Origin of the sequence: Paenibacillus sp. Dod16 (genome assembly GCF_049893405.1) — a bacterium.
GTDB lineage: Bacteria > Bacillota > Bacilli > Paenibacillales > Paenibacillaceae > Paenibacillus_AQ.
Genome location: NZ_JBNDYG010000044.1, coordinates 18553 through 39335, shown reverse-complemented (window position 1 = coordinate 39335; position 20783 = coordinate 18553). Strand labels below are relative to the sequence as shown.

Below are 20783 nucleotides of genomic sequence, written 5' to 3'. Positions count from 1 at the left end.
CGAATTTTACCATGATGAATAACAAGATGAAGGTCGCTTTGCTTCTCGCAGCAACAATGATGATCGGTTCCGCGAATGTTTATGCAGCATCAAGCACGAGTACGTCTGTTCCGCAGACGAAGGCAGCTGCTTCTACTGCCAAACCGGAGAAGACATCCGTTTCGTATGATGATCGAATCAAGGAGCTCAGTAACAAACTTAAAGCAGGGCAGATGGTTGCCTATTATGTTGCGGACCAGGAATATAACCGGGTAGATCAAATCTATTTTACATCTAAAGGCTCTGCCTATACTAAATATGCGGACTATGTGGCGAAGGCAAAGGCATTGAACGCTCCAACGCTAACCAAGCCCGCTGACTTGCCGAAGAGTTATTCATTTCAGAACGCGATTTTATTCTTAAAGAGTCCTGAAAGAACGTCTAGCTTGTACGAAGAAATTGAGCAGGAATTAAAAGCGAAGGCAGCAAACGGCGAGAAATTCGTATATTCCGAGATATTGAAATCGAATGAAGCGTCCGCGGCGATTCTGAATTTTGAGAGAGGAAAAGTAAAGCTTCAAGTCGTTGCGAGTTATATTGTTCCAGAACAGCCAATGGGCGGAACGCCTGTGCCACAGAAGAAACCGAACGAGAAGAAGGAAACCATCGTCATTAACGGAGTGGAATGTGTCTACACAGCCGACTCCAAGGGAAGGGATCACTTAGATTGGGTGGATGAAGAGCAGCAGATCCGGTACAGCATTTGGGCGGAAAGCGCCAAATCGGATGTGCTGAACTACGCCAAGAAAATGATTGCGAAATAAGTTATTACCCTTAAGAATCCATATTCATATTGACTCAACGCCAGTCTGTTTTTATTTTATTTCTCTATAGTCTAAGCTCTTTGAAATATCGAGCATAGGATGTTGTGTTCGGAAAAGTAAAGGAGGTTAGAACAATGGGTGAAGTTGGTGGATATGGCGGAGGATATGGTTCCGTTGGAGCAGTACTGGTACTCTTCATTCTCTTGGTCATCATCGTTTCTGCATTCGGATTTGGATTTGGAGTTTAATAGGTATTAAATGAAACCCGCACCGCTTGCCCGGTGCGGGTTTCTTCTGTATTAATGAGAAACCTGTCTGACGTTTGGCGAGGTCCAACCATCATGTGGGACAGGCTCTAAAAGCAAGGACAACCATTTGTCGTATAACTCCCACGGTTTACCCGAATCCAGCAGTGCCTTGCAAGTATAGATCCCTTCCTCGACGGATCTGACCTTATCCGCCAAGTGTAAACGTACAGCTCCATTCAGCAGAACCTGGTACATAAAAGCGATGTCCCCTTTGCCCTGCAGAACCTGTTCTGTAACATCAGCCTGTTCGGCGGGTGTCCAGCTTATGTCCGGAACGGGCGTATCAAGTCCGTACGCTTCCGGATCGACGATATGGAGGCTGGCTTCACCGTTCTCAACCCGGTAAGTTCGGGTGGGCCGGTGAATGAACAGTTCATCGGAGCCTTCACTTCCCTGAATGATGATCGCTTTCCGATAACCGAGTTTTAGGATCAGTCGGCTTAAACGGTCAAAGACCGTGTTATGGTATACGCCGAAAGTTAGGAAAGGGGAATGGGTGTAATCCACAAACTTTTCGGCCGTATTGAGCACGGTCCGCATACCGAGCTCCTCCCGGATCGGGCGAAGATTCTTAAGCGGGGGACACCATTCCTCAGCATGTACATATAATACGCCAAATTGATGGGCTGCGCGGATGCATGATTCTTTTGCCAGTAACGATCCGGATATCCCCTTCGCCGCGAGTATATCCGATAATGTGATCCCCCACTTCGGGGGCAATGATGCCGTTCCATGCAGAGTGACAGGCAGATCAGCAGCAGCCAGCACAAACGCGGTGGCTAACGTAGAGAAAAAAGAGGACTTTCTGCCATCATAAGGTCCTGCACAGTCTACACCCTCATGTACAAACGAACGGTCCGCATATTCACGGCAAACCTGCACAAATGCCTCCAATTCTTCCACGCTTTCCATTTTGATGCGTTCCGCAATGAAAAAGGCTCCGATCTGAGCAGGGGTTGCCTGCAATCCGAGAATCGATTCTGCAGCCTGCAGCGCTTCCTCGTAAGTTAGGTCACGCGCGCCCCGCTTGCCGCGGCCGACTTCTTTTAATAAGTGGATCATGATTTTTTTGCACCTCCTGAACCGGTCTCCTGCAGCAATTGATACAACTTGACGATCGAGGTTGCGACATCCACCATTCTTTTTCTTTCATTCATCGCCTGTTTGCGCAGGACATCGTATGCTTCGGATTCCGAAATATTTTTCATCTTGCATAGAATGCCTTTGGCCATATCAATCCATTTACGCTCTTCAATGCGAGCAAGGAGCTGCGTTCTTTCGTTATGCCACTGCTCTCGTTCGTAAAAATGCTTGGAGCTAAAATGCAGTGTCCAATGCAGCTCATGCTCCTTCATGGCGGGGAATAAAAGTCCATCAATGATAACATCATCCTCACATGCTTCGAGAGATTGCGAAGCGGCATGATCGCTGCACCACCACAGAACCGGAACGCGCTTTTGTTGTTCAAGGGTATTGGACCACGATTTGATTGCGGCAACCGGGAGGTGGAGAACCGTTCCGTCTGCTTCCATGATTCCAGCCAGCGCTTGCTTCTCATTTCGGGCAAGGAGGACCTTGTATCCATAAGAACGAAGGATAAACTCCGGAAGAAGCGCCCTGGCATCTGTGTCACTTCGCTCTGAAGCAGGGACCGGATGGTGGATAACCAGCAATGAACGCATGGATTGACGCTCCTTTCATAAATGATATCCGTCAGATATAAGCTGTCAGCAAAAAAAGATATTATGTTAAATTATATAACATATATCACAGGTGGATGTCGATATTTAATTAATTTTCTTCTTTTCATGTCAAATATGTTGACAGTTGGCACGAGGGTATTGTATATTTCCCTCAAGAACTTTAAATTTCGGATACAACGGTGTATCCCATTAGCGGCAAAGAAGCCTGCTTTCGTTCCTGTAAGAGTGTGCCTACTCTACTGGAGCGAATGCAGGCTATTTTGGTTTCTGTAAGGCTTCTGATGAATCAACAAGTATATTCAAAGGTGTTAGACGGAGGGGAGCGCAAACCATGACAAAAAAGAAGTTAGTAATGATCGGGAATGGTATGGCAGGGGTACGGGCAATCGAGCATTTGATTAAGCTTACGCCTGAGGCTTATGAAATCACGATATTCGGATCTGAGCCGCATCCGAATTACAACCGGATTATGTTGTCTTCCGTTCTTGCAGGCGGAGCCGACATGCAGGAAATTATAATCAACGATTGGGATTGGTACAAAGAGAATAACATCCATCTATATACCGGCCACACCGTAACCCGGATCGATACCAAGAACCGTAAGGTGTTCTCCGATCAAGGAGCTGCGGCCGAGTATGATTCATTGATCATCGCAACCGGTTCGAATCCGTTTATGCTTCCTCTGCCTGGCGCGGACAAGGAGGGAGTTATCGCCTTTCGGGATATTAAGGATTGCGAGATTATGGTGGAGACTTCCAAAAAATATAAGAAAGCCGTGGTCATCGGCGGAGGATTGCTTGGTCTTGAAGCAGCAAGAGGACTGCTCCATCTCGGGATGGATGTTTCGGTGGTTCACCTTAGTCCCTATATCATGGAACGGCAATTAGATGAGACCGCTGCGAAAATGCTGCAGCTGGAATTGGAAGCCCAAGGCATGAAGTTCCTGCTTAGTAAAAATTCAGAGGCCATTGTGGGCCGAAAGCGGGTCAAGGAGCTCCGCTTCACGGATGGGACGCGCGTTGAAACGGATCTGGTTGTCATGGCTGTCGGGATCAAGCCCAACGTCATGCTGGCACAATCCGCGGGAATTGAAGTCAACCGGGGAATTATCGTGAACGACTATATGGAGACGAGCATCCCGGGGATCTACGCGGTCGGTGAATGCGCCGAGCATCGTGGGATTGCGTATGGGCTTGTCGCTCCGCTCTACGAGCAGGGAGCCGTGCTCGCCAAGCATCTGGCAGGTGTGGAGACAAGTGGTTATGGCGGGTCCGTACTATCTACTAAATTGAAGATCTCCGGTGTAGATGTATTCTCGGCAGGTCATTTTGCAGACCCGGAAGGATCCAGGTCGATGCGGTACCAGGACGAAGTTGAAGGTGTATATAAAAAAATTGTCATCCGCGATGACCAGCTCATCGGAGCTGTTATGTTCGGCGATACGGGAGACGGGCCAAAGCTGTTCTCGCTCATGAAAAGCGGCGAATCCATCAAGGGCCGGGAGAAGGAGCTTCTGTTAGGCTTTACGGGTAACGCCGGTGCAGTATCGGCGGAACAGCGGCTGGCTCAGCTAGCGGATGATGAGATCATTTGCGGTTGTAACGGTGTGTCGAAAGAAACGATAAAAGATGCCATTCTCACGAAAAATTGCAACACCGTTGCTTCCGTTAAAGCTTGTACAAAAGCATCGGGATCCTGCGGCGGCTGCAAACCTCTTGTTGAGGGACTGGTTCAGTTATACGCCGGAGATGCAGCAGGGGAACCCGTAAAAGAAGGGATATGCGGGTGTACTTCGCTAGGACGGGATGAAATTATCGCAGAAATTACCCGTCTTGGACTTGGAACCGTCAAAGAAGTGATGAATGTGCTGGGATGGGAGAATCCGGAGGGATGTTCTAAATGCCGGCCATCGTTGAACTACTATCTGGGCATGCTGTTTCCGGAAACCTACGTCGATGAGAAGGAATCACGCTTCACGAACGAGCGTTATCATGCCAACATTCAGAAGGACGGCACGTATTCCGTCGTTCCCAGAATATATGGCGGGGTGACGTCGCCTTCGGAGCTAAAGAAAATCGCGGAGATTGCGGAAAAATTCGATGTGCCGATGGTTAAGATTACTGGCGGACAGCGGATCGACCTGCTTGGCGTCAAGAAGGAGGATCTGCCGAAGATGTGGGAGGAGCTCGATATGCCTTCCGGGTATGCTTACGGTAAAGCGCTCCGTACGGTTAAAACTTGCGTGGGGTCCACGTTTTGCCGATTCGGCACCCAGGATTCCATAGGCATGGGCGTACGCTTGGAGAAAGAGTTTGAGCGGCTGAGCACCCCAGCCAAAGTGAAACTTGCGGTTTCCGGATGTCCTAGAAATTGCGCAGAAGCGACCATCAAGGATTTTGGAGTCGTAGCGATTGATGGTGGATGGGAACTGCACGTCGGCGGCAATGGAGGCGTTCATGTTCGGGCTACGGAGTTATTGTGCATCGTGAAGACGGAAGATGAGGTGCTCGAATGGGCCGGGGCATTTATCCAATACTATCGGGAAAACGCGCAGTGGAATGAGCGTACATCGGTTTGGATCGAGCGAGTAGGCCTGGATCATGTGAAGAAAGCATTAGAGAAGAAAGAGGACCGCGTCGCGCTCTTCTCGAGAATAAAGCTGGCTTTAAGCAAGCAGCAGGATCCATGGAAGGAAATTACGTCGGACAGCGGACTTCGTAAAAACTTCGTGCCTTTGCCTGATGCTGAGCCAGTGACGAAATAGGGGGAATCCAAGGATGACGAAACTTCATGTAGGATATGTAAACGAAATTGATCATAAGGGTTCAAGGACCATTGAGGTCGGCGGAACGGAAATCGCGCTGTTTCGTTTATCGGATGGGGATATTCTGGCTGTGGAGAACAAGTGCCCGCATAAAGGAGGAAAGCTTTCGGAGGGCATGGTGTGCGGGAAGCAGGTGCACTGTCCGCTGCATGATTGGAAGATCGATCTATGCAGCGGGCGGGTTCAAGAGCCGGATACGGGTCATGTTAACACCTACCAGGTTGAAGTTGATCCGGTAAGCGGCGCGATTTACCTGCAGGATCTTACGGCTTGACGCGAACCAGTTACCGAATTGCTGTAATTTCAGAGGCATTTCAATAGGTGAGTGATTGATTCATTAGAGGGGGTGCACGAGATGGATTATGTAAAACCGAATCAGGTAATGGATGACTTGATCGAGGCCGGAGCCGCGAAAGCCCGGCTGAAGACTTCGCAGATGCTCATCCGCGGCATGTTATCGGGCGCCATCCTGGCCTGCGCCACCACGCTAGCTTTTACCGCTTCGGACCAAACGAATATCCCGATGGTAGGCGCGCTCCTGTTTCCGGTTGGCTTTGTGATGATTGTACTGCTAGGCTTAGAGCTGGTAACTGGAAGCTTTGCACTCTTGCCATTAGCCGTCCTGCAAAAGAAGGCTTCAGGTGCCTCTATGCTTGCAAATTACGGATGGGTCATTCTCGGACATGTGATAGGCTGTCTGATTTATGGGGGGCTCTATACACTTACCGCGACCAGGATGGGGACGGATATGAGTCATCCGCTTGTTCAGATGATCATCGACACCAGTGAAACAAAGACACTCGGTTATAAGGCACTGGGCGTGAGCGGCATGCTGCTGGTGATGATCAAGGCGATGCTCTGCAACTGGATGGTGACCCTAGGCGTTGTCATGGCGTTTACGTCAAGTTCAACGATAGGGAAAATCGTTGCGATGTGGCTGCCCATCCTGGTCTTTTTCGGTCAAGGCTTCGAGCATGCCGTGGTAAATATGTTTGTGATACCGGCGGGCATGATGCTCGGGGCGGATGTCAGCTTGGCCGATTGGTGGCTCTGGAACCAAATTCCCGTATTAATAGGTAATTTTATTGGCGGAGCGGTATTTACCGGGGCGATGTTGTACTTATCCCATTTCGGATTCGGAAACCGCAGCGAGGTTAACCCGATTGGGAAGGTCCATCATGGACTCAGAGTTATGGAGGCGACAGCGGTTCCGGTCGATAAAAGACGATGAGGGCGGGCATGGTGTATATTGTTGGCGCAGGTCCGGGAGATCCGGAGCTGATCACGCTGAAAGCCCTTCGGCGTATTCAGGAAGCGGACGTCATTATGTACGATCGACTGGTGAACGATGAGCTGTTGAGTTACGCGAAGAAGGATGCTTTGCTCGTATACTGCGGTAAGGCACCCGGCAGCCATTCCGTTCCGCAGGAGAGGATTAACGAGAACATGATAGACTTTGCCCTTGCAGGTCATGATGTCGTCCGGCTCAAGGGAGGTGATCCGCTGATCTTCGGACGAGGCGGCGAAGAGGCGTGCGAATTGGCTGCACGAGGCATTCCCTTCGAGATCGTGCCCGGCATTACCTCGGCTTTGGGCGCAGCCTCCTCCACTAGGATACCTCTGACCCACCGTGGAGCCAGCACTTCGGTAGCTTTTGTCAGCGGAACGAGCTGCCATGGAAATGAGCGGGGCGTCAGGTGGGACTTGCTGACTCACAGTGTGGATACGCTAGTGGTATACATGGGCGTTAGCAGAATGAACGATATCTGCAAGGAGATGCTCGCTCATGGCAAGCCGTCGTCGACTCCCGTAGCTATCGTTGAACAAGGGACTCGGGCAGAGGAGCGAACCATAACGGGAACGCTCGGAACCATCCACAAGATCGCTCTTCTTATGAACGTGAAGAATCCGGCGCTTCTGATCATTGGCGAAGTTGTGCGAGTGAGGGATCAGCTCCTGAAACTGGCTTCGGAGGCGGAGGAACGAACAGGATAATAGGAACGAAACGCAAATACGCTGACAATAGGAGTGAACCCTTATCCACATGGGGTTCACTTTTTTTGATGTGAAACAGGTTTGCAGCACAGGGAAGGCATACACTATTTGAAAGCGGAAAGTGTTATACGCCGTGGGATTCGAGGGGGAGGCGTTCACGGATACCTCGCATTGGAGGGAACGTTTCTGGGAGGCTGCCTGTTCACGGGGAGACAGACGGGGCGGAGCATTGCGAAGCTCTGATAATACGTTCTTGTTTCGGTTAACGCACGGCAGATTGCACGTTGGTTGGCAGATTCATATGGACAGACAAATGAAATTTTCCTCTTATCGTAGGAAGGTTTATGGTATTCTGTTTGGTAGCACATGAAAGGAGAATGTCCATGTCCCATGATCAGGATATTGCTGAAACCAACACGAAGCGGCAATCCCATATTCAATCTTACATCGATTCGCCCGACTTGCAGAACAAGCTGTATAAGAAGACCCTCATCGTTGTGATCCTCTCGCAAATATTCGGTGGGGCTGGTCTGGCCGCAGGATTGACGGTCGGTGCGCTTCTGGCACAGGATATGCTCAAGACGGACAGCTTTGCAGGAATCCCTGCTGCTCTTATAACGGTCGGTTCTGCACTGGGTGCCTGGTATATTGGACGGCTTACCCAGCGATATGGAAGAGGGCCGGGTTTGGCTGCCGGATTCCTGGCGGGTGGAATTGCCGCGATCGGAGTCATATTGGCTGCCGTTTATGGCAATATTTATCTGTTATTCGCTTCGTTGTTGATATACGGTGCAGGTACCGCAACGAATATGCAGGCTCGTTATGCAGGTACGGATTTGGCTAAACCTTCCCAGCGTGCAGGAGCGGTCAGCATGGCGATGGTTTCCACCACCTTCGGTGCCGTTGCGGGTCCGAATCTGGTGGAGGTTATGGGGAACGTTGCCGAATCCTTCGGGATTCCTGCCTTGGCCGGACCGTTTATTTTGGCGGCCGTGGCTTTTATTCTGGCAGGCCTGATACTGCTATTATTCCTGCGCCCGGATCCTTATGCGATAGCCCAAGCAATTGAGGAAGTTAAAATGAAAATTTCCGGTGATTCTTCTGCCGGCACGGTGAACGGATCACAACGAAACAAACGGGGGATTATGGTTGGAGCCTGCGTGATGATATTGACTCAGGTGATCATGGTCTCAATCATGACCATGACGCCTGTCCATATGAAACATCACGGACATGATCTAGGAGCGGTAGGTTTGGTGATTGGCATTCATATCGGAGCGATGTACCTGCCTTCGTTAATCACAGGTTTTCTTGTGGATAAAATCGGCCGCATCAGCATGTCCATCGCTTCGGGCGTCGTGCTCTTGAGCTCCGGGATTCTAGCTGCTGCGGCTCCCGCCGAATCCATGGCGCTGATCATAACGGCGCTGGCTCTGCTGGGGCTGGGCTGGAACCTTGGATTTATCAGCGGAACGGCGCTCATCATCGATGCAACCCATCCATCCGCCCGCGCCAGAACGCAGGGAACAGTGGATGTCTTGATTGCTTTGGCGGGAGCATCGGGCGGCGCTTTATCCGGTATGGTGGTTGCCAATACCAGTTACGGTACGCTTTCCATTGCTGGAGGTTTACTGTCACTGGTGATGATCCCTGTTTGTCTAAGCGCGGTGAACAAGCGCAAACCATCATCATCTTCAAAAAACGCGGCAATATAATGAAAACAGCCTCCTATCATAGACGATAGGAGGCTGTTTTGAAGTGGCCTTAAGGAAGGATGTTGCCCGCCGCACGGTAAATGGCATACCATTCTTCGCGGGTGAGCGTTACATCGCCGGCTTTAATACAGTCATGCAAGCGACTGATATTCATCGTCCCGATGATCGGCTGCATGTGTGCAGGGTGACGTAGAAGCCATGCAATGGCAATCGTGGTGTTGGTTACGTTGTATTTTTCCGCAATCTCATCGATCTTCTCATTAAGCTCAGGGAACTTGTCGCTTCCAAGGAATACGCCTTCAAAGAACCCGTATTGGAAAGGAGACCAAGGCTGAATCGTAATATCGTGAAGTCGGCAGAAATCGAGTACGCTGCCATCGCGGTTAACCGCGGCGTCATTCTCCATATTGACGTTGATCCCGCTTTGAATCATGGTGGTGTTCGTGATGCTAAGCTGCAGCTGGTTGGCCACGAGCGGCTGCTTCACTGCTTTTTTCAGCAGCTGGATCTGCATCGGATTCTGGTTGGATACGCCGAAATGACGCACTTTACCGGAGCTTTCGAGTTTATCGAATGCCTCAGCCACCTCTTCTGGCTCAACCAGCGCATCCGGACGGTGCAGAAGGAGTACATCGAGATACTCGGTTTTGAGTCTTTTTAGGATACCATCAACGGAATTCAAGATATGCTCTTTGGAAAAATCGAACATGCCCTGACGAATCCCGCATTTGGATTGCAGAATGATCTTCTCGCGGACTTGTGCATTCATATGTATCGCGTCTGCGAAAATTTCCTCGCAAGCTCCGCCGCCGTATATGTCGGCATGGTCGAAGAAGTTAGCGCCTTCTTCCAGTGCGGATAACACGAAACGCTCGGCTTCCGCTTTTTCCAGCGAATTTATACGCATGCAACCCACGGCTACAACAGGTACTTCCAGTGAACTGCTTCCAAGCTTCATCGTTTTCATGATTACGGTCCTCCAGTTCAAAAATAGGTTGATTGTACGACCACCTCGCTGTAGTTGCAGGGGCAGCTGAGAACTTGTAAGCGAAACTACATAGATGCATAGGTCCATGCTGACAGTCTCTAGTTTATTGTGACATGCAGATGGCAAGGTGTACAAGCTTAAATTTGCGAAGAGAGCTTGGGAATCATGGAGCAAGGGAAAAGGTTTGTGAAAATTTGATAAAGGGGATCTATATCATTGCGATATAAAAGCTGCGGCAGCCGGGTCAGGCGTATTGAATCACTTGCCACCTGACTACCGCATAACCTTGCCGTTTTAATGCAGCGGTTTGACTTTCCGAATGACGATACGGCTGTGAGGAAGGGACGGCATATCGTGAAAGCTGAAGCTTACGTCCTGCACAGGCACTTCATAACTCATCTTGTTTGCGAGAAAGTCGAGACTTTCCTTCATGATCTCAAGCGTAATCCACTCCCCGGCACAGCGGTGTCCCGTATGATGGTCTCCGCCTCCTTGAGGGATAAAGCTAAAGGGGCTGCCGTTCCAATCGTCGAAACGATCCGGCTTGAACAGCTCCGGCTGATCCCACAGACCGGGATGATGATTCGTTCCGTATAAATCGAGGATCGTGAGCACGCCTTTGTCAAATGCATATCCGTTCCAGGTGAAATCCTTCCGTGCACGGGCAGGCGCAAAGGGGAAGAAGGGATAGAATCGCCGGACTTCCTGGACAAATTTCTTGAGTTGCTTCTCGTCAGACGCCATCAATTTGTCACGCTCTTCGGGCTGCTGAATGACAGCTAAGGCAGTAAAGCACACGTAAATGGCGACCGCTACGATGGGGCGAAGAATGTTCAGAATCTCTACCGCTGCGGTTTTCTTGTCCAGGAGCTCGCCCCTAAGATCGCGATGCCAGGATATTGTATGCAGGGTGCTGCCCTGTTGCGGGTCTATTGCTCCACTGCGTACCTCAACTACGAGATCCTGTATCCATTTTTCCGCTTTAGCCCGGGCATTTCTTCCTTTCCGGTGCTTGATACCAAAGGCTGCCGTAGCCTCAATCATGTCAGCTAGCCAGCCCGTTTTCTCTTTCACTTCCGCTTCGGGAAGCGGCACAGCCGCCCATTCACAGGCCACTCGGCACAGAATTTCCTGAGCCTCTTTATAGATCTCGACTTTATCCCTGGACTCCCATCGACACACGGCAAGCTCCCAATGTTTATGGGTGATTTCCCTCATGCAGCCAAGAGCTTCTCTGGACATCAAGGACATAAACATCGCTTTGCGATGATGATGCTCTTCGCCATCCAGCGTCTGGACACCGTTCTCACCAAACAGGGTCTTGAGCACGCGTTTCGGGGCTGCACCGCTACGAACAAACTTCTCCTGATCGTAAAATAGTCTGGCCGCTTCTTCTCCGCGCATGCAGATGGCGCGTTCCCCCAATAGACGCGTCTCGAAGAGATCAGATTGAAAGCCGATCGTTCTGTTGGTAATGAACAAATAACCTTCGCGCAGCACATTTAAGCTGTGATCGAGCCCCTCTTCCTTGGGCATCGGTTTGATATTTTCCATAGTGATTGCCTCCTGATTGTTCAAGATTAGAGATGAAAACGTGCTTCCAACACAATACTTCTTAAATACCCGTTCTCATCCGATCTGAACAAATCAAGCTTTTACCGCAATGTCAAAAGACAACACGCCAGAACCTGATCGCCAAACGACCGGATATCCTCCAGATAGTCGTAGCGGGGCGGGTTCGTTAAGGTGCTTGTATTTATTTGGTGACTGCGGATGTTAACCCTTTATTCGGCGTGGCCTGCATGCTTGATTACACCTCGTTTACTGGATATGTATGAATGACTCGAGCTCTCCGTTTCTATGGGAAGGCTCGAGTCACCATTCTTCAGCTTCGGTATATTAAATAGGGATGCTGGGTCTAACCTTTGCTTACGAAATTCTTAGCGTTGTCTACTTTCAGCTTTTTTACATGTTGAGTTAATAGATTCTTGTCACTTACGATCCCAGATGTGATTCTTGGAGTTCCGTCTTCGGTTCGCTATGAAATGGTAGGGACTACCAGAGTATATTTTGAAGTTACGAGTTATACAATCAGCACAAAATTTGACGCACTCGCTCCGATTTTGGTTCGGAAACGATACTTGATCGAATACGTGCCGTTTAACCAAAATGGTCGCCCCTTGAACAAGGGGGGCCCATCGATTGGCCATGTTGGGGTAACGGTACAGAAGATCCTTTTGACCGGCAAGCTGCATGAAGTGAGCCCTTTTTCCTACAATATCAGCACGAGTCTTGATCATGAGATCGACGCTATCCTTCAGATAATCGCGAGCGTAATAATCATCGTCGTCAAATTTGGCAATGATGCTGTGTTTAGCGACCTTTACACCAAAATTGAGGCAGCTGCCGAGCGATAATTCAGCAGGCTTCCTATATATTCTCACGTTACGATATGGCTTGGCTGCCTGTTGAACTTCCGATAGTTTCAGGCTGCCATGATTTAATATGATGATTAACTCTTTGTGCCTGTAATTCTGTCTGGCGTAATTTTCTAGCAGATTGTGCAGGCATTCCGGTCTTTTGGTACAGGTGATGATCGAAACAGCAGGCTGTGAGGGAGATAATGACGTTCTCGTCAAGTTCGATCGCCTCCGGATTTCCTCTGAACGAATGTTTTGTAGTCTTTTACATTCGGAACTTTAGGGTGCTTGTCGGTAAGTTCTTTATCGCTGATCACCCAGGTATGGCTTGATGAATTCTTCCTTCGTACTGCTGCAAAATTATACTTATCACCGGAATAGATCCTGTAGCCCTTACGCTTGCTTCTCATGCAAAAAAGATCGTCTTCACCGATGTTTCGATTCGGAAATCGCACTTGGTTAAGGACGTTCTTTTTAAACATGAGCGTAGCACCCGGCAGTTGGGTTACGGGGCGATTTTCATCGTTAGGAAAACGTAGAATTAGAGTTTTGGAGCCTTTTAAATACATATAATGTGCGAGTTTTCCAATAATATCAGCATTCGATCTTCTTAATGACTTCAGGCAGTCCGACAAGTAATGAGGGGCGTAATAGTCGTCGTCATCGAATTTGGCAATGATGCCGTATCTCGTTTTGCTAACGGCGTAATTTAGACACGCACCTAGAGTGACATGTTCGGGCATGCGATAAATTTGTATGTTTCGATGCTTATTGGCCAGCTGTTGGTAAGGAGAGAGTGCGATTGAACTATCGTTGATAACGATAATAAGCTCTTTTTTTGGGTGAGATTGTCTGGTGAAATTATGGAACAGGTTTTTAATATAATTGGGGCGATTGGTGCAGGTAATAACGGATACGCCTTGTGCTTTAGATGAATGGTTAAAGCTTGCTGCCATTACATCACTCTCCTTATCTATGAAGATAATTCCTATATCACATTAGAATATGTAAACTATAAATAGTGGTAACGGCATTACTGCATGGTCAACTCAAAAAAATTAATAATAGGAGGGCATCGAGATGAAAGAGGGATGGGAACGCACAGTGCCGCCGATGCAACTAGACATCACACAAATTCATGACATGATTACACCCGTATTTCCCCGTGAAAAAGTAGTAGCCGCTGAACGGATCGGTACCGGACTTAGCAATACCAACTACAAAATTCGTCTGGAAGGCAGTGCAGAACCTTACGTGCTGCGTTTGTTCAGGAAAGGCCTGGAGATTGCGGAAAAAGAACTGGCTATCATTCAAAGGGTTCGTCAAACCGGTCCTTCAGTCAAACATACAGTCATTTATTGTCAGAGATTGAAGAGACGCCCGTGCTTGTTCACTCGGACTATAATGGCTTAAATATATTAATGCAGCATGGTCCAGAAGGATGTGCGGTTTCCGCAGTGCTTGATTGGGAGGAGGCTTTTTCATGGAACAGATACGTAGATATAGCCAATATGCTTCGATACGAACCCGACGGATCTGTATTTGAAAAGAACTTCGTTCGAGCATATCGTGAGGAAGGAGCGGTTCTGAATGATCATTGGAGAATCCTATCCAAGCTTGAAGATCTTGTTGCCTTGTGCGATATGTTAACTCATTCCAACTTAGCTACGCCAACTCGAATGCGTGATCTTCAGCGTTTGGTTGCAGAAACCGTTCAGGTTACGAATGGCTGAGCTTTATTTGATTCGTATATCAAAATAACAAATCGAGTTGCAATATGGACTTTGTTTGTCTATAATAGATATCACAAGTCTGTAATAATATTTGTCCGTGGCAATCTTCCTTGAGCATGGTGAATTTTCCAGAGGTCAGGATTTCTTATTTTATTATTATGGACATTAAAGATCCAGAAAGGTGATGGTATAGATGACGGAGCAATTGCATGATGTCCTTATTGTTGGCGGAGGTCCGGCAGGCTTGAATGCTGCGCTGGTATTGGGAAGAGCGAGAAAAGATGTGGTGTTGATTGACGAAGGGAAGCCGCGAAATAAGGTTACCCGTGAGACTCATGGTTTTCTTACCCGAGACGGTGTCAGCCCATCGGAATTTCGCCGCATTGCAAGGGAACAGATTAGCGCGTATCCTTCTGTCCGTTTCGTAGAGGGTACGGCTGCCGCCGTTGCAGGCGTGGACGGTGATTTTCGGATCACAACGGGAGAAGGGACGATCTACCGCAGTAAAAAGCTGCTTTTTGCCGTTGGCAAGAAAGATAGCCCCTTGGATATTAACGGTTTGGCGGACGTATATGGCAAGAGTGCTTTCGTCTGTCCATATTGCGATGGATGGGAACTGCGGGATCAGCCGCTTGTTGTCATTGCCAAGGGGGCGGGGGCCGTGCACTTTGCCAAAGTCATTGCAGGTTGGAGTGATCGTTATACGATTTGTACGAACGGACCGGATGAACTGACGGATGAACAGCGCCAAGAGTTGAAGGAGCATGAAATCCCCGTATTCAGCTCCCCGATTCATCGCATTGAATCGAACGAGGGTATGGTCCGGGAAGTCGTGCTGGAGGATGGAGAGATCATTCCTTGCACGGGCATCTTTTTCGCGCCTAAACTGGTCTCCGGCTCAGTATTGCCGGCCGCCATCGGATGTGATATCAATGAAGCCGGAAGCGTGGTCATTGACGCCTTCGGTAAAACGAGCGTGCCTGGCGTCTACAGTGCCGGTGATGCAGCCACGGAAATGTATCAGGCCATAGCCGCCGCTTCGATGGGAGCCATGTCAGCGGCTGCCATCAATGGTGAGCTGCTTAACGAACGTTGGAATCGGTAAAGCATGAATATGCGAAAAAGCAAGCTTGGTTATGAACCAAGCTTGCTTTTTTATGCCCTTAGGGGATTTTTTGAGTATAAATGATTCTTACACTCCGCGGTCGTGACGTTTTGGGTATGATGGAATCATCAAGTAAAAGGAAGGGTGTTTGGGATGAGAAAAACGATGGACTACACCATGAATCAAGTTTGGAGGGATAAGAACATCTAACCCTCCGACATTATGGAGGAGATTGATTTGAATTCACGAACCAAGAAATTTTTGTCCTATTATAAACCGTATCTGGGATTATTATTTGCAGACTTGGCATGCGCTTTTGTTGTCTCGGTTATTACGCTAATGCTTCCTCTGTGTATACGGTATATCACCATCAACGTGTTGGAAGGGAATTCCCCGAATCCACTGAACCAAATCTATGCGGTTGGTGCAATCATGCTGGCCATGGTCCTCATCCACACCTTCTGCGACATGTTCATCTCCTATAAAGGACATATGATGGGGGCTTATATGGAGAGTGACATGAGACGGGAGCTGTTTGATCATCTTCAGAAGCTGTCGTTTGGTTTCTACGATGAGAACAAAACAGGGCAGCTCATGACACGCACTACCAATGACATTCTGTCGTTAACCGAGTTGTATCACCATGGACCCGAAGATATTGTCATTTCCGTTCTGAAGTTCCTGGGTGCATTCATTATCTTAATGTATATTGACGTGAAGCTGACCCTGATCGTGTTTCTCTTTCTGCCGGTCATGGCCGTGTTTGCTTTTTATTTTAATAAGAAGATGAATGTGGCGCTGCGTGTTAGCAAGGACCGAATCGGGGATATCAACGCGCAGGTGGAGGATTCTCTATCGGGTATCCGCGTGGTGAAGTCGTTTACGAACGAACACGTAGAGAGGAAAAAGTTCGCCTACGCTAACGGGCGATTCGTTGACAGCAGAAGGGAAGGGTATAAGAGTGAAACCTACTTTCACGAAGGGTTGGTTGGGTTTACCCAGCTCATTACCATAACGGTCATTGTGTTTGGCGGAGCCGCCATCGTGGATGCCTCGCTGGAACTGGCGGATTTGCTGACTTTTTTCTTGTGTATTGGCATTCTGATCGAACCGATCCAGAGACTCGTTAATTTCGCCAGACTGTACCAGGAGGGTATCACGGGATTCGACCGGTTCATGGAGATTCTGGAGGTAGAGCCGGATATCGAGGATTCCGTTGATGCTGCGGTGATCACGCAGGTTCAGGGGAATATCACATTTCAGAACGTCAGCTTCAGATATAAAGATAACTACGGATATGTGCTGAAACAGGTATCGCTGGACATCAAGCTTGGCGAGTATGTGGCATTGGTAGGTCCCTCCGGCGTTGGCAAGACGACGTTGTGCTCGTTGATTCCGCGTTTCTATGAAGTAAGTGAAGGAAGCGTCATGCTGGATGGACGCGATATCCGGGATATCACGCAGCACTCGCTAAGAAGGCATATTGGGATTGTTCAGCAGGATGTATATTTGTTTGCGGGAACCGTCTTCGATAACATCCGGTATGGCAAAATGGAGGCCGGCGAGGAAGAAATTATCGAAGCTACGAAAAGAGCGAATGCCCATGATTTCATCATGGCACTGCCGGAAGGTTATGATACGGATATCGGGCAGCGCGGCGTCAAGCTGTCCGGAGGACAGAAGCAGCGGCTCAGCATTGCACGTGTGTTCCTGAAGAATCCGCCGATCCTTATATTTGATGAAGCGACCAGCTCCCTGGATAATGAAAGCGAGAGAGCCGTCCAGGAATCGCTGGAACTGTTGAGCAATAATCGCACAACGCTTGTCATCGCTCATCGCCTGACAACGGTACGGAATGCACAGCGAATCATCGTGTTATCCGAGGACGGAATTGAGGAACAGGGCTCGCATGATGAATTAATCGCACGTCAAGGCTCGTATGCGAATTTATACAATATGCAATTAACCATATAAGCAGGAAGAAAGGCGATTTGCGAACGGTTTATGCACCGTCAGCAAATCGCCTTTTCCTATTGTTGGATCAATCTATTGATTGCGTTTGTTACGTTGACCTGTTTCAATCGAATAACGGATATTAACCTTGAAGCGTTTTTCCAGGCTGCTGGTCTTCGACTTCCTTGATTGCATTGTCCTCGTCTTGTACTTTCTCCTTCGAAGAGCTAAACCATCCGATAACGGCAATCAGCACAAGAACAATATAGAAGGATGCCTTCCAGATCGAGCTCTCAGGGAAGTGATGGTCGATGAGGGCAACATCGGGATGCGCAAGGGTAATGACGGCAAGTTTGACCCCTACCCAACCGACAATGAGGAATGCCGCCACTTCAAGCCCAGGGCGCTGCTGCAGCAGCTTCACGAAGTAGGATGCCGCAAAACGCATGATGATCAGACCAATGAATCCTCCCAGGAAGATGACAATGAATTGACCTCCGTCCAGGCCGCCGATGTTCGCCAGACCGCTTGGAGGCAGTGCCACAGCCAGTGCTACGGCTGCAAGTATCGAGTCTACCGCAAACGCGATGTCTGCCACTTCGACTTTGAAGACGGTCATCCAGAAGCCGGATTGCTTCTTGGGTTTGTCTGGTAGAGGCTTGGCGTCTTCCGTCGGTTTCTTGCCTTTGATCACATGTTTCAATGTATGATTGATCGAAATGTAGAGAAGATAGAGTGCGCCAATGGCTTGCACCTGCCATACGTCAACGAGAAACGAGATTAAGAACAGCGATCCAATGCGGAATACAAACGCTCCGAGCAATCCGTAAAATAAAGCCTTTTTACGCTGCTCCTCAGGTAAATGCTTTACCATAATGGCAAGGACCAGCGCATTATCTGCTGCGAGCAACCCTTCCAGTGCGATGAGCACCAACAGTACCCACCCATACTCCAATAAAAGCTCCATACCCATTCCTCCCAGTTGTTTAATTGAAGGCACAAAACGAAAAGGACCTCCACCGGCAGGTGAAGGCCCCTAATAATCAAAAAGAGACCTTCACCACAGAGTGTGTGGTAAAGGTCTCGCAAACAACGTATCGTTGCCAACAAAGCCGGGGAAATTTCCCGGAATGACGACTTTGTTGTGTCAGCTACTCCCCTTTAATCACGTTCCTGCATAACTGATATCGTTATCAGTTAAGCCGTGATATAAAGATATATATTTTTGGGGGATTAGTCAAGCTTTTTTTACTTGAATTCAGCAGAATACGTCTCCATTGGAACGGGGCTATTCTTGATTGTAGAGCGTCTCCCCACGTTTACATTAACGCTCGATATAACAACGCTAAGAAATACTTGGGCAGCACCCAGATATTGATTGGAATTCAGGACCTCGTGAGCGAACCAGAATCCGACCAGCGCCGCGAATACGGGCTCCAGAGAAAATACAAGTCCCGTCCGGGTAGCCGTCGTATATTTTTGGGCAATTGTCTGAAAAATGAACCCGACCGCGGTGCACACCACGCTAAGAACAAGGACGGCAATCCACGAGTTGGTCGTGCTCGGCCATACTGGAGCTTCAAAGAGCAGAGACGAGATGAACGCGTACAATCCGGTGAATCCAAGCTGCAGGATGCCAAGGCTTAGCGTATCGACCTTCTGCGCGGCAGTGCTTACCATATTTATATGAAGCGCATAACATAATGCGGCTGCGATGCAGAACAGATCACCGATCTTAAATGTAAAAGGAAGCTGGATGGTTAACAGTGCAATGCCCGTTAAGGCCAGCACAATACTGACAACCACTTTGTTCTCTATTTTTTTCTTAAATAGAAACGTATGTAATAAGGGGACAAACACCACCGTTAGACTGACCAGAAATCCGGCATTGGATGTTGTCGTGGTCTTGAGACCGAAGGTAAGCGCGGTGAACATGATAAATAATATAAAGCCTAGGAGCATGGCATATCGAATCGTCTTTACGTTAACCTGGCGCAAGCGGGGGAGAAAAATCACGCCTGCAAGTATAAAGGCCAATCCAAAGCGTAGGGCTATCAAATTAAACTCCCCTAGCGAATCCAGTCCCATTTTCATAAAAAGATAGGACGAGCCCCAACAAATGGTGATGAATAAAATCATAAGATCGGCCTTCAGCGGTTTCAAGTTCTATTTCCTCCTTCAAGTGATTGAACAGAATCAGTATACTCACGTACAATAGACAAGTAAAACGAATGTTTCTAATGATAAACATGAGTAAAATTCATGTATAAATGAGCAGGAGGAATTCCCTTGAGCATAAATAAATTCAAAGTTCTATTGAAGGTCGTCGAGCTCGGAAGTTTGACCCAAGCCGCTGAAGTGATGGGTTTTACGCAGTCCGGTGTCAGCCATATGATCAGCAGCCTGGAAGATGAGTTTGGTTTCTCGTTGCTGATTCGGAACCGTTCAGGAGCGAAGCTGACAACCAATGGCGAAGAGATTCTGAAGACGATACGGGAAATATTGAAATGGAACGAACATTTGGAACAGCAGGTGGCTTCCATTCATGGAATCGAGCTGGGAACCATTCACATCGGTACCTTCACCAGTGTAGGTGTTCACTGGCTGCCGGGCATTATTCAGGACTTTCAGCGGGATTATCCCCATATCGAGATTCGTTTGGTCGAAGGAGATTACCGGGAAATCGAGGATTGGATCGCTGAGGGCAAGATTGATTGCGGGTTCCTGTCACTTCCAACGTCGGATACATTCGATGCGATTCCCCTGCATCAAGACCCGATGCTTGTATTGCTGCCCATGGAACACCCGCTTAGTTCTGAGGACTCTATTACATTGTCCCAGATTGAGAATGAACCCTTTATTATGCCAAGCAAAGGTTCCGATTATGATGTGAACCGGATGCTGGAGAAGGCCCGGATCAAGCCGGATATCAAATATACACTTGGTGATGATTATGCCATTATGGCCATGGTGGAGAAGGGCCTCGGCATCAGCATTCTTCCTGAACTTGTGCTGCGAGGGCAGCGGCGGAATATACGGCTGATCGAATTGAAGGAAAAGAGCTTCAGATCGCTCGGTATTGCCGTAAACTCCATGCGGGAGATATCTCCGGCTACGAAGCGATTCTTGAATTATGTTAAGAGTTATCCCAAGCTGTAGCTGCTATAGCGAAGCTAAATGTGACTCATACCCGGCATCCAGACTCTACACACGGCAGTAGCTTCGTTCATGATCAT

The 20783-nt window shown here is 48.6% G+C and carries 21 protein-coding genes; 13 read left to right on the top strand and 8 right to left on the bottom strand.

What is annotated here, in order from left to right; all coding sequences use genetic code 11:
* Positions 1–11 precede the first annotated feature (11 nt).
* Together ACPV3A_RS28660 and ACPV3A_RS28655 are read left to right on the top strand one after the other, a co-directional pair.
* Complete coding sequence (locus ACPV3A_RS28660) at positions 12–803, top strand: hypothetical protein (protein ID WP_426202905.1); 792 nt, start codon at positions 12–14, stop codon at positions 801–803.
* A 134-nt stretch (positions 804–937) separates the two neighbouring features.
* Positions 938–1051, top strand: a complete 114-nt coding sequence (locus tag ACPV3A_RS28655) for a sporulation protein YjcZ (protein ID WP_194542276.1) — start codon at positions 938–940, stop codon at positions 1049–1051.
* Positions 1052–1102: 51 nt separating this feature from the next.
* On the opposite strand, the gene ACPV3A_RS28650 is transcribed toward ACPV3A_RS28655, so the two are convergent.
* Both ACPV3A_RS28650 and ACPV3A_RS28645 read right to left on the bottom strand, forming a co-directional pair.
* Positions 1103–2173, bottom strand: coding sequence for an anthranilate phosphoribosyltransferase (locus tag ACPV3A_RS28650; RefSeq protein WP_426202903.1), 1071 nt, complete (start codon positions 2171–2173; stop codon positions 1103–1105).
* On the bottom strand, positions 2170–2793 hold the full coding sequence (locus tag ACPV3A_RS28645; protein ID WP_426202901.1) for an ANTAR domain-containing response regulator: 624 nt from the start codon (positions 2791–2793) through the stop codon (positions 2170–2172). Before ACPV3A_RS28645 ends, ACPV3A_RS28650 begins: the two co-directional genes overlap by 4 nt.
* A 352-nt stretch (positions 2794–3145) precedes the next feature.
* Between ACPV3A_RS28645 and nirB the strand changes: the two genes are divergently transcribed.
* From nirB to ACPV3A_RS28615, 6 genes are all read left to right on the top strand, one after another.
* Positions 3146–5578 (top strand): nitrite reductase large subunit NirB, encoded by a 2433-nt coding sequence (gene nirB, locus ACPV3A_RS28640; protein ID WP_426202899.1) that lies wholly within the window; start codon positions 3146–3148, stop codon positions 5576–5578.
* A gap of 13 nt (positions 5579–5591) precedes the next feature.
* Entirely contained in the window at positions 5592–5912 is a 321-nt protein-coding gene (gene nirD / locus ACPV3A_RS28635; RefSeq protein WP_220685580.1) for a nitrite reductase small subunit NirD, read from the top strand.
* Between the two features lie 81 nt (positions 5913–5993).
* Positions 5994–6869: a formate/nitrite transporter family protein gene (locus tag ACPV3A_RS28630; RefSeq protein WP_426202897.1), complete on the top strand. Its 876-nt coding sequence runs from the start codon at positions 5994–5996 to the stop codon at positions 6867–6869.
* 8 nt (positions 6870–6877) lie between these two features.
* Complete coding sequence (cobA, locus tag ACPV3A_RS28625) at positions 6878–7633, top strand: uroporphyrinogen-III C-methyltransferase (protein WP_233354840.1); 756 nt, start codon at positions 6878–6880, stop codon at positions 7631–7633.
* Between the two features lie 108 nt (positions 7634–7741).
* Complete coding sequence (locus ACPV3A_RS28620; protein ID WP_426202928.1) at positions 7742–7876, top strand: hypothetical protein; 135 nt, start codon at positions 7742–7744, stop codon at positions 7874–7876.
* A gap of 140 nt (positions 7877–8016) precedes the next feature.
* Positions 8017–9348, top strand: a complete 1332-nt coding sequence (locus ACPV3A_RS28615) for an MFS transporter (RefSeq protein ID WP_426202895.1) — start codon at positions 8017–8019, stop codon at positions 9346–9348.
* Positions 9349–9397: 49 nt separating this feature from the next.
* Here the strand turns inward: ACPV3A_RS28615 and ACPV3A_RS28610 are convergent, their stop codons facing one another.
* From ACPV3A_RS28610 to ACPV3A_RS28595, 4 genes are all read right to left on the bottom strand, one after another.
* The gene (locus tag ACPV3A_RS28610; RefSeq protein WP_339296313.1) at positions 9398–10315 is read right to left on the bottom strand and encodes an aldo/keto reductase family oxidoreductase; all 918 of its coding nucleotides are present in this window, start codon (positions 10313–10315) and stop codon (positions 9398–9400) included.
* 315 nt (positions 10316–10630) lie between these two features.
* Entirely contained in the window at positions 10631–11890 is a 1260-nt protein-coding gene (locus ACPV3A_RS28605) for a cytochrome P450 (RefSeq protein WP_426202892.1), read from the bottom strand.
* Positions 11891–12327: 437 nt separating this feature from the next.
* Positions 12328–12975, bottom strand: coding sequence for a glycosyltransferase (locus ACPV3A_RS28600; RefSeq protein ID WP_426202890.1), 648 nt, complete (start codon positions 12973–12975; stop codon positions 12328–12330).
* A complete protein-coding gene (locus ACPV3A_RS28595; protein ID WP_194542285.1) occupies positions 12972–13712 on the bottom strand; it encodes a glycosyltransferase in 741 nt (246 codons plus the stop codon). The genes ACPV3A_RS28600 and ACPV3A_RS28595 overlap by 4 nt, the downstream gene beginning before the upstream one ends.
* A gap of 124 nt (positions 13713–13836) precedes the next feature.
* Here ACPV3A_RS28595 and ACPV3A_RS28590 point away from each other — a divergent pair, with 124 nt between their 5' ends.
* The 4 genes from ACPV3A_RS28590 (at position 13837) to ACPV3A_RS28575 (ending at position 17568) form a co-directional block, all read left to right on the top strand.
* Positions 13837–14169 (top strand): phosphotransferase, encoded by a 333-nt coding sequence (locus tag ACPV3A_RS28590; protein ID WP_339223536.1) that lies wholly within the window; start codon positions 13837–13839, stop codon positions 14167–14169.
* A complete protein-coding gene (locus ACPV3A_RS28585; protein WP_426202888.1) occupies positions 14139–14489 on the top strand; it encodes a phosphotransferase in 351 nt (116 codons plus the stop codon). The genes ACPV3A_RS28590 and ACPV3A_RS28585 overlap by 31 nt, the downstream gene beginning before the upstream one ends.
* A 193-nt stretch (positions 14490–14682) precedes the next feature.
* A complete protein-coding gene (locus tag ACPV3A_RS28580) occupies positions 14683–15594 on the top strand; it encodes an NAD(P)/FAD-dependent oxidoreductase (protein WP_194542287.1) in 912 nt (303 codons plus the stop codon).
* A 237-nt stretch (positions 15595–15831) separates the two neighbouring features.
* Complete coding sequence (locus tag ACPV3A_RS28575) at positions 15832–17568, top strand: ABC transporter ATP-binding protein (RefSeq protein WP_426202886.1); 1737 nt, start codon at positions 15832–15834, stop codon at positions 17566–17568.
* Positions 17569–17689: 121 nt separating this feature from the next.
* On the opposite strand, the gene ACPV3A_RS28570 is transcribed toward ACPV3A_RS28575, so the two are convergent.
* Together ACPV3A_RS28570 and ACPV3A_RS28565 are read right to left on the bottom strand one after the other, a co-directional pair.
* Positions 17690–18520, bottom strand: a complete 831-nt coding sequence (locus ACPV3A_RS28570; RefSeq protein WP_426202926.1) for a TerC family protein — start codon at positions 18518–18520, stop codon at positions 17690–17692.
* A 275-nt stretch (positions 18521–18795) separates the two neighbouring features.
* Positions 18796–19710 (bottom strand): DMT family transporter, encoded by a 915-nt coding sequence (locus ACPV3A_RS28565; RefSeq protein ID WP_426202884.1) that lies wholly within the window; start codon positions 19708–19710, stop codon positions 18796–18798.
* 126 nt (positions 19711–19836) lie between these two features.
* On the opposite strand from ACPV3A_RS28565, the gene ACPV3A_RS28560 reads away from it, so the two are divergent.
* Complete coding sequence (locus tag ACPV3A_RS28560; RefSeq protein ID WP_426202881.1) at positions 19837–20706, top strand: LysR family transcriptional regulator; 870 nt, start codon at positions 19837–19839, stop codon at positions 20704–20706.
* The last annotated feature ends 77 nt before the right edge of the window (positions 20707–20783 follow it).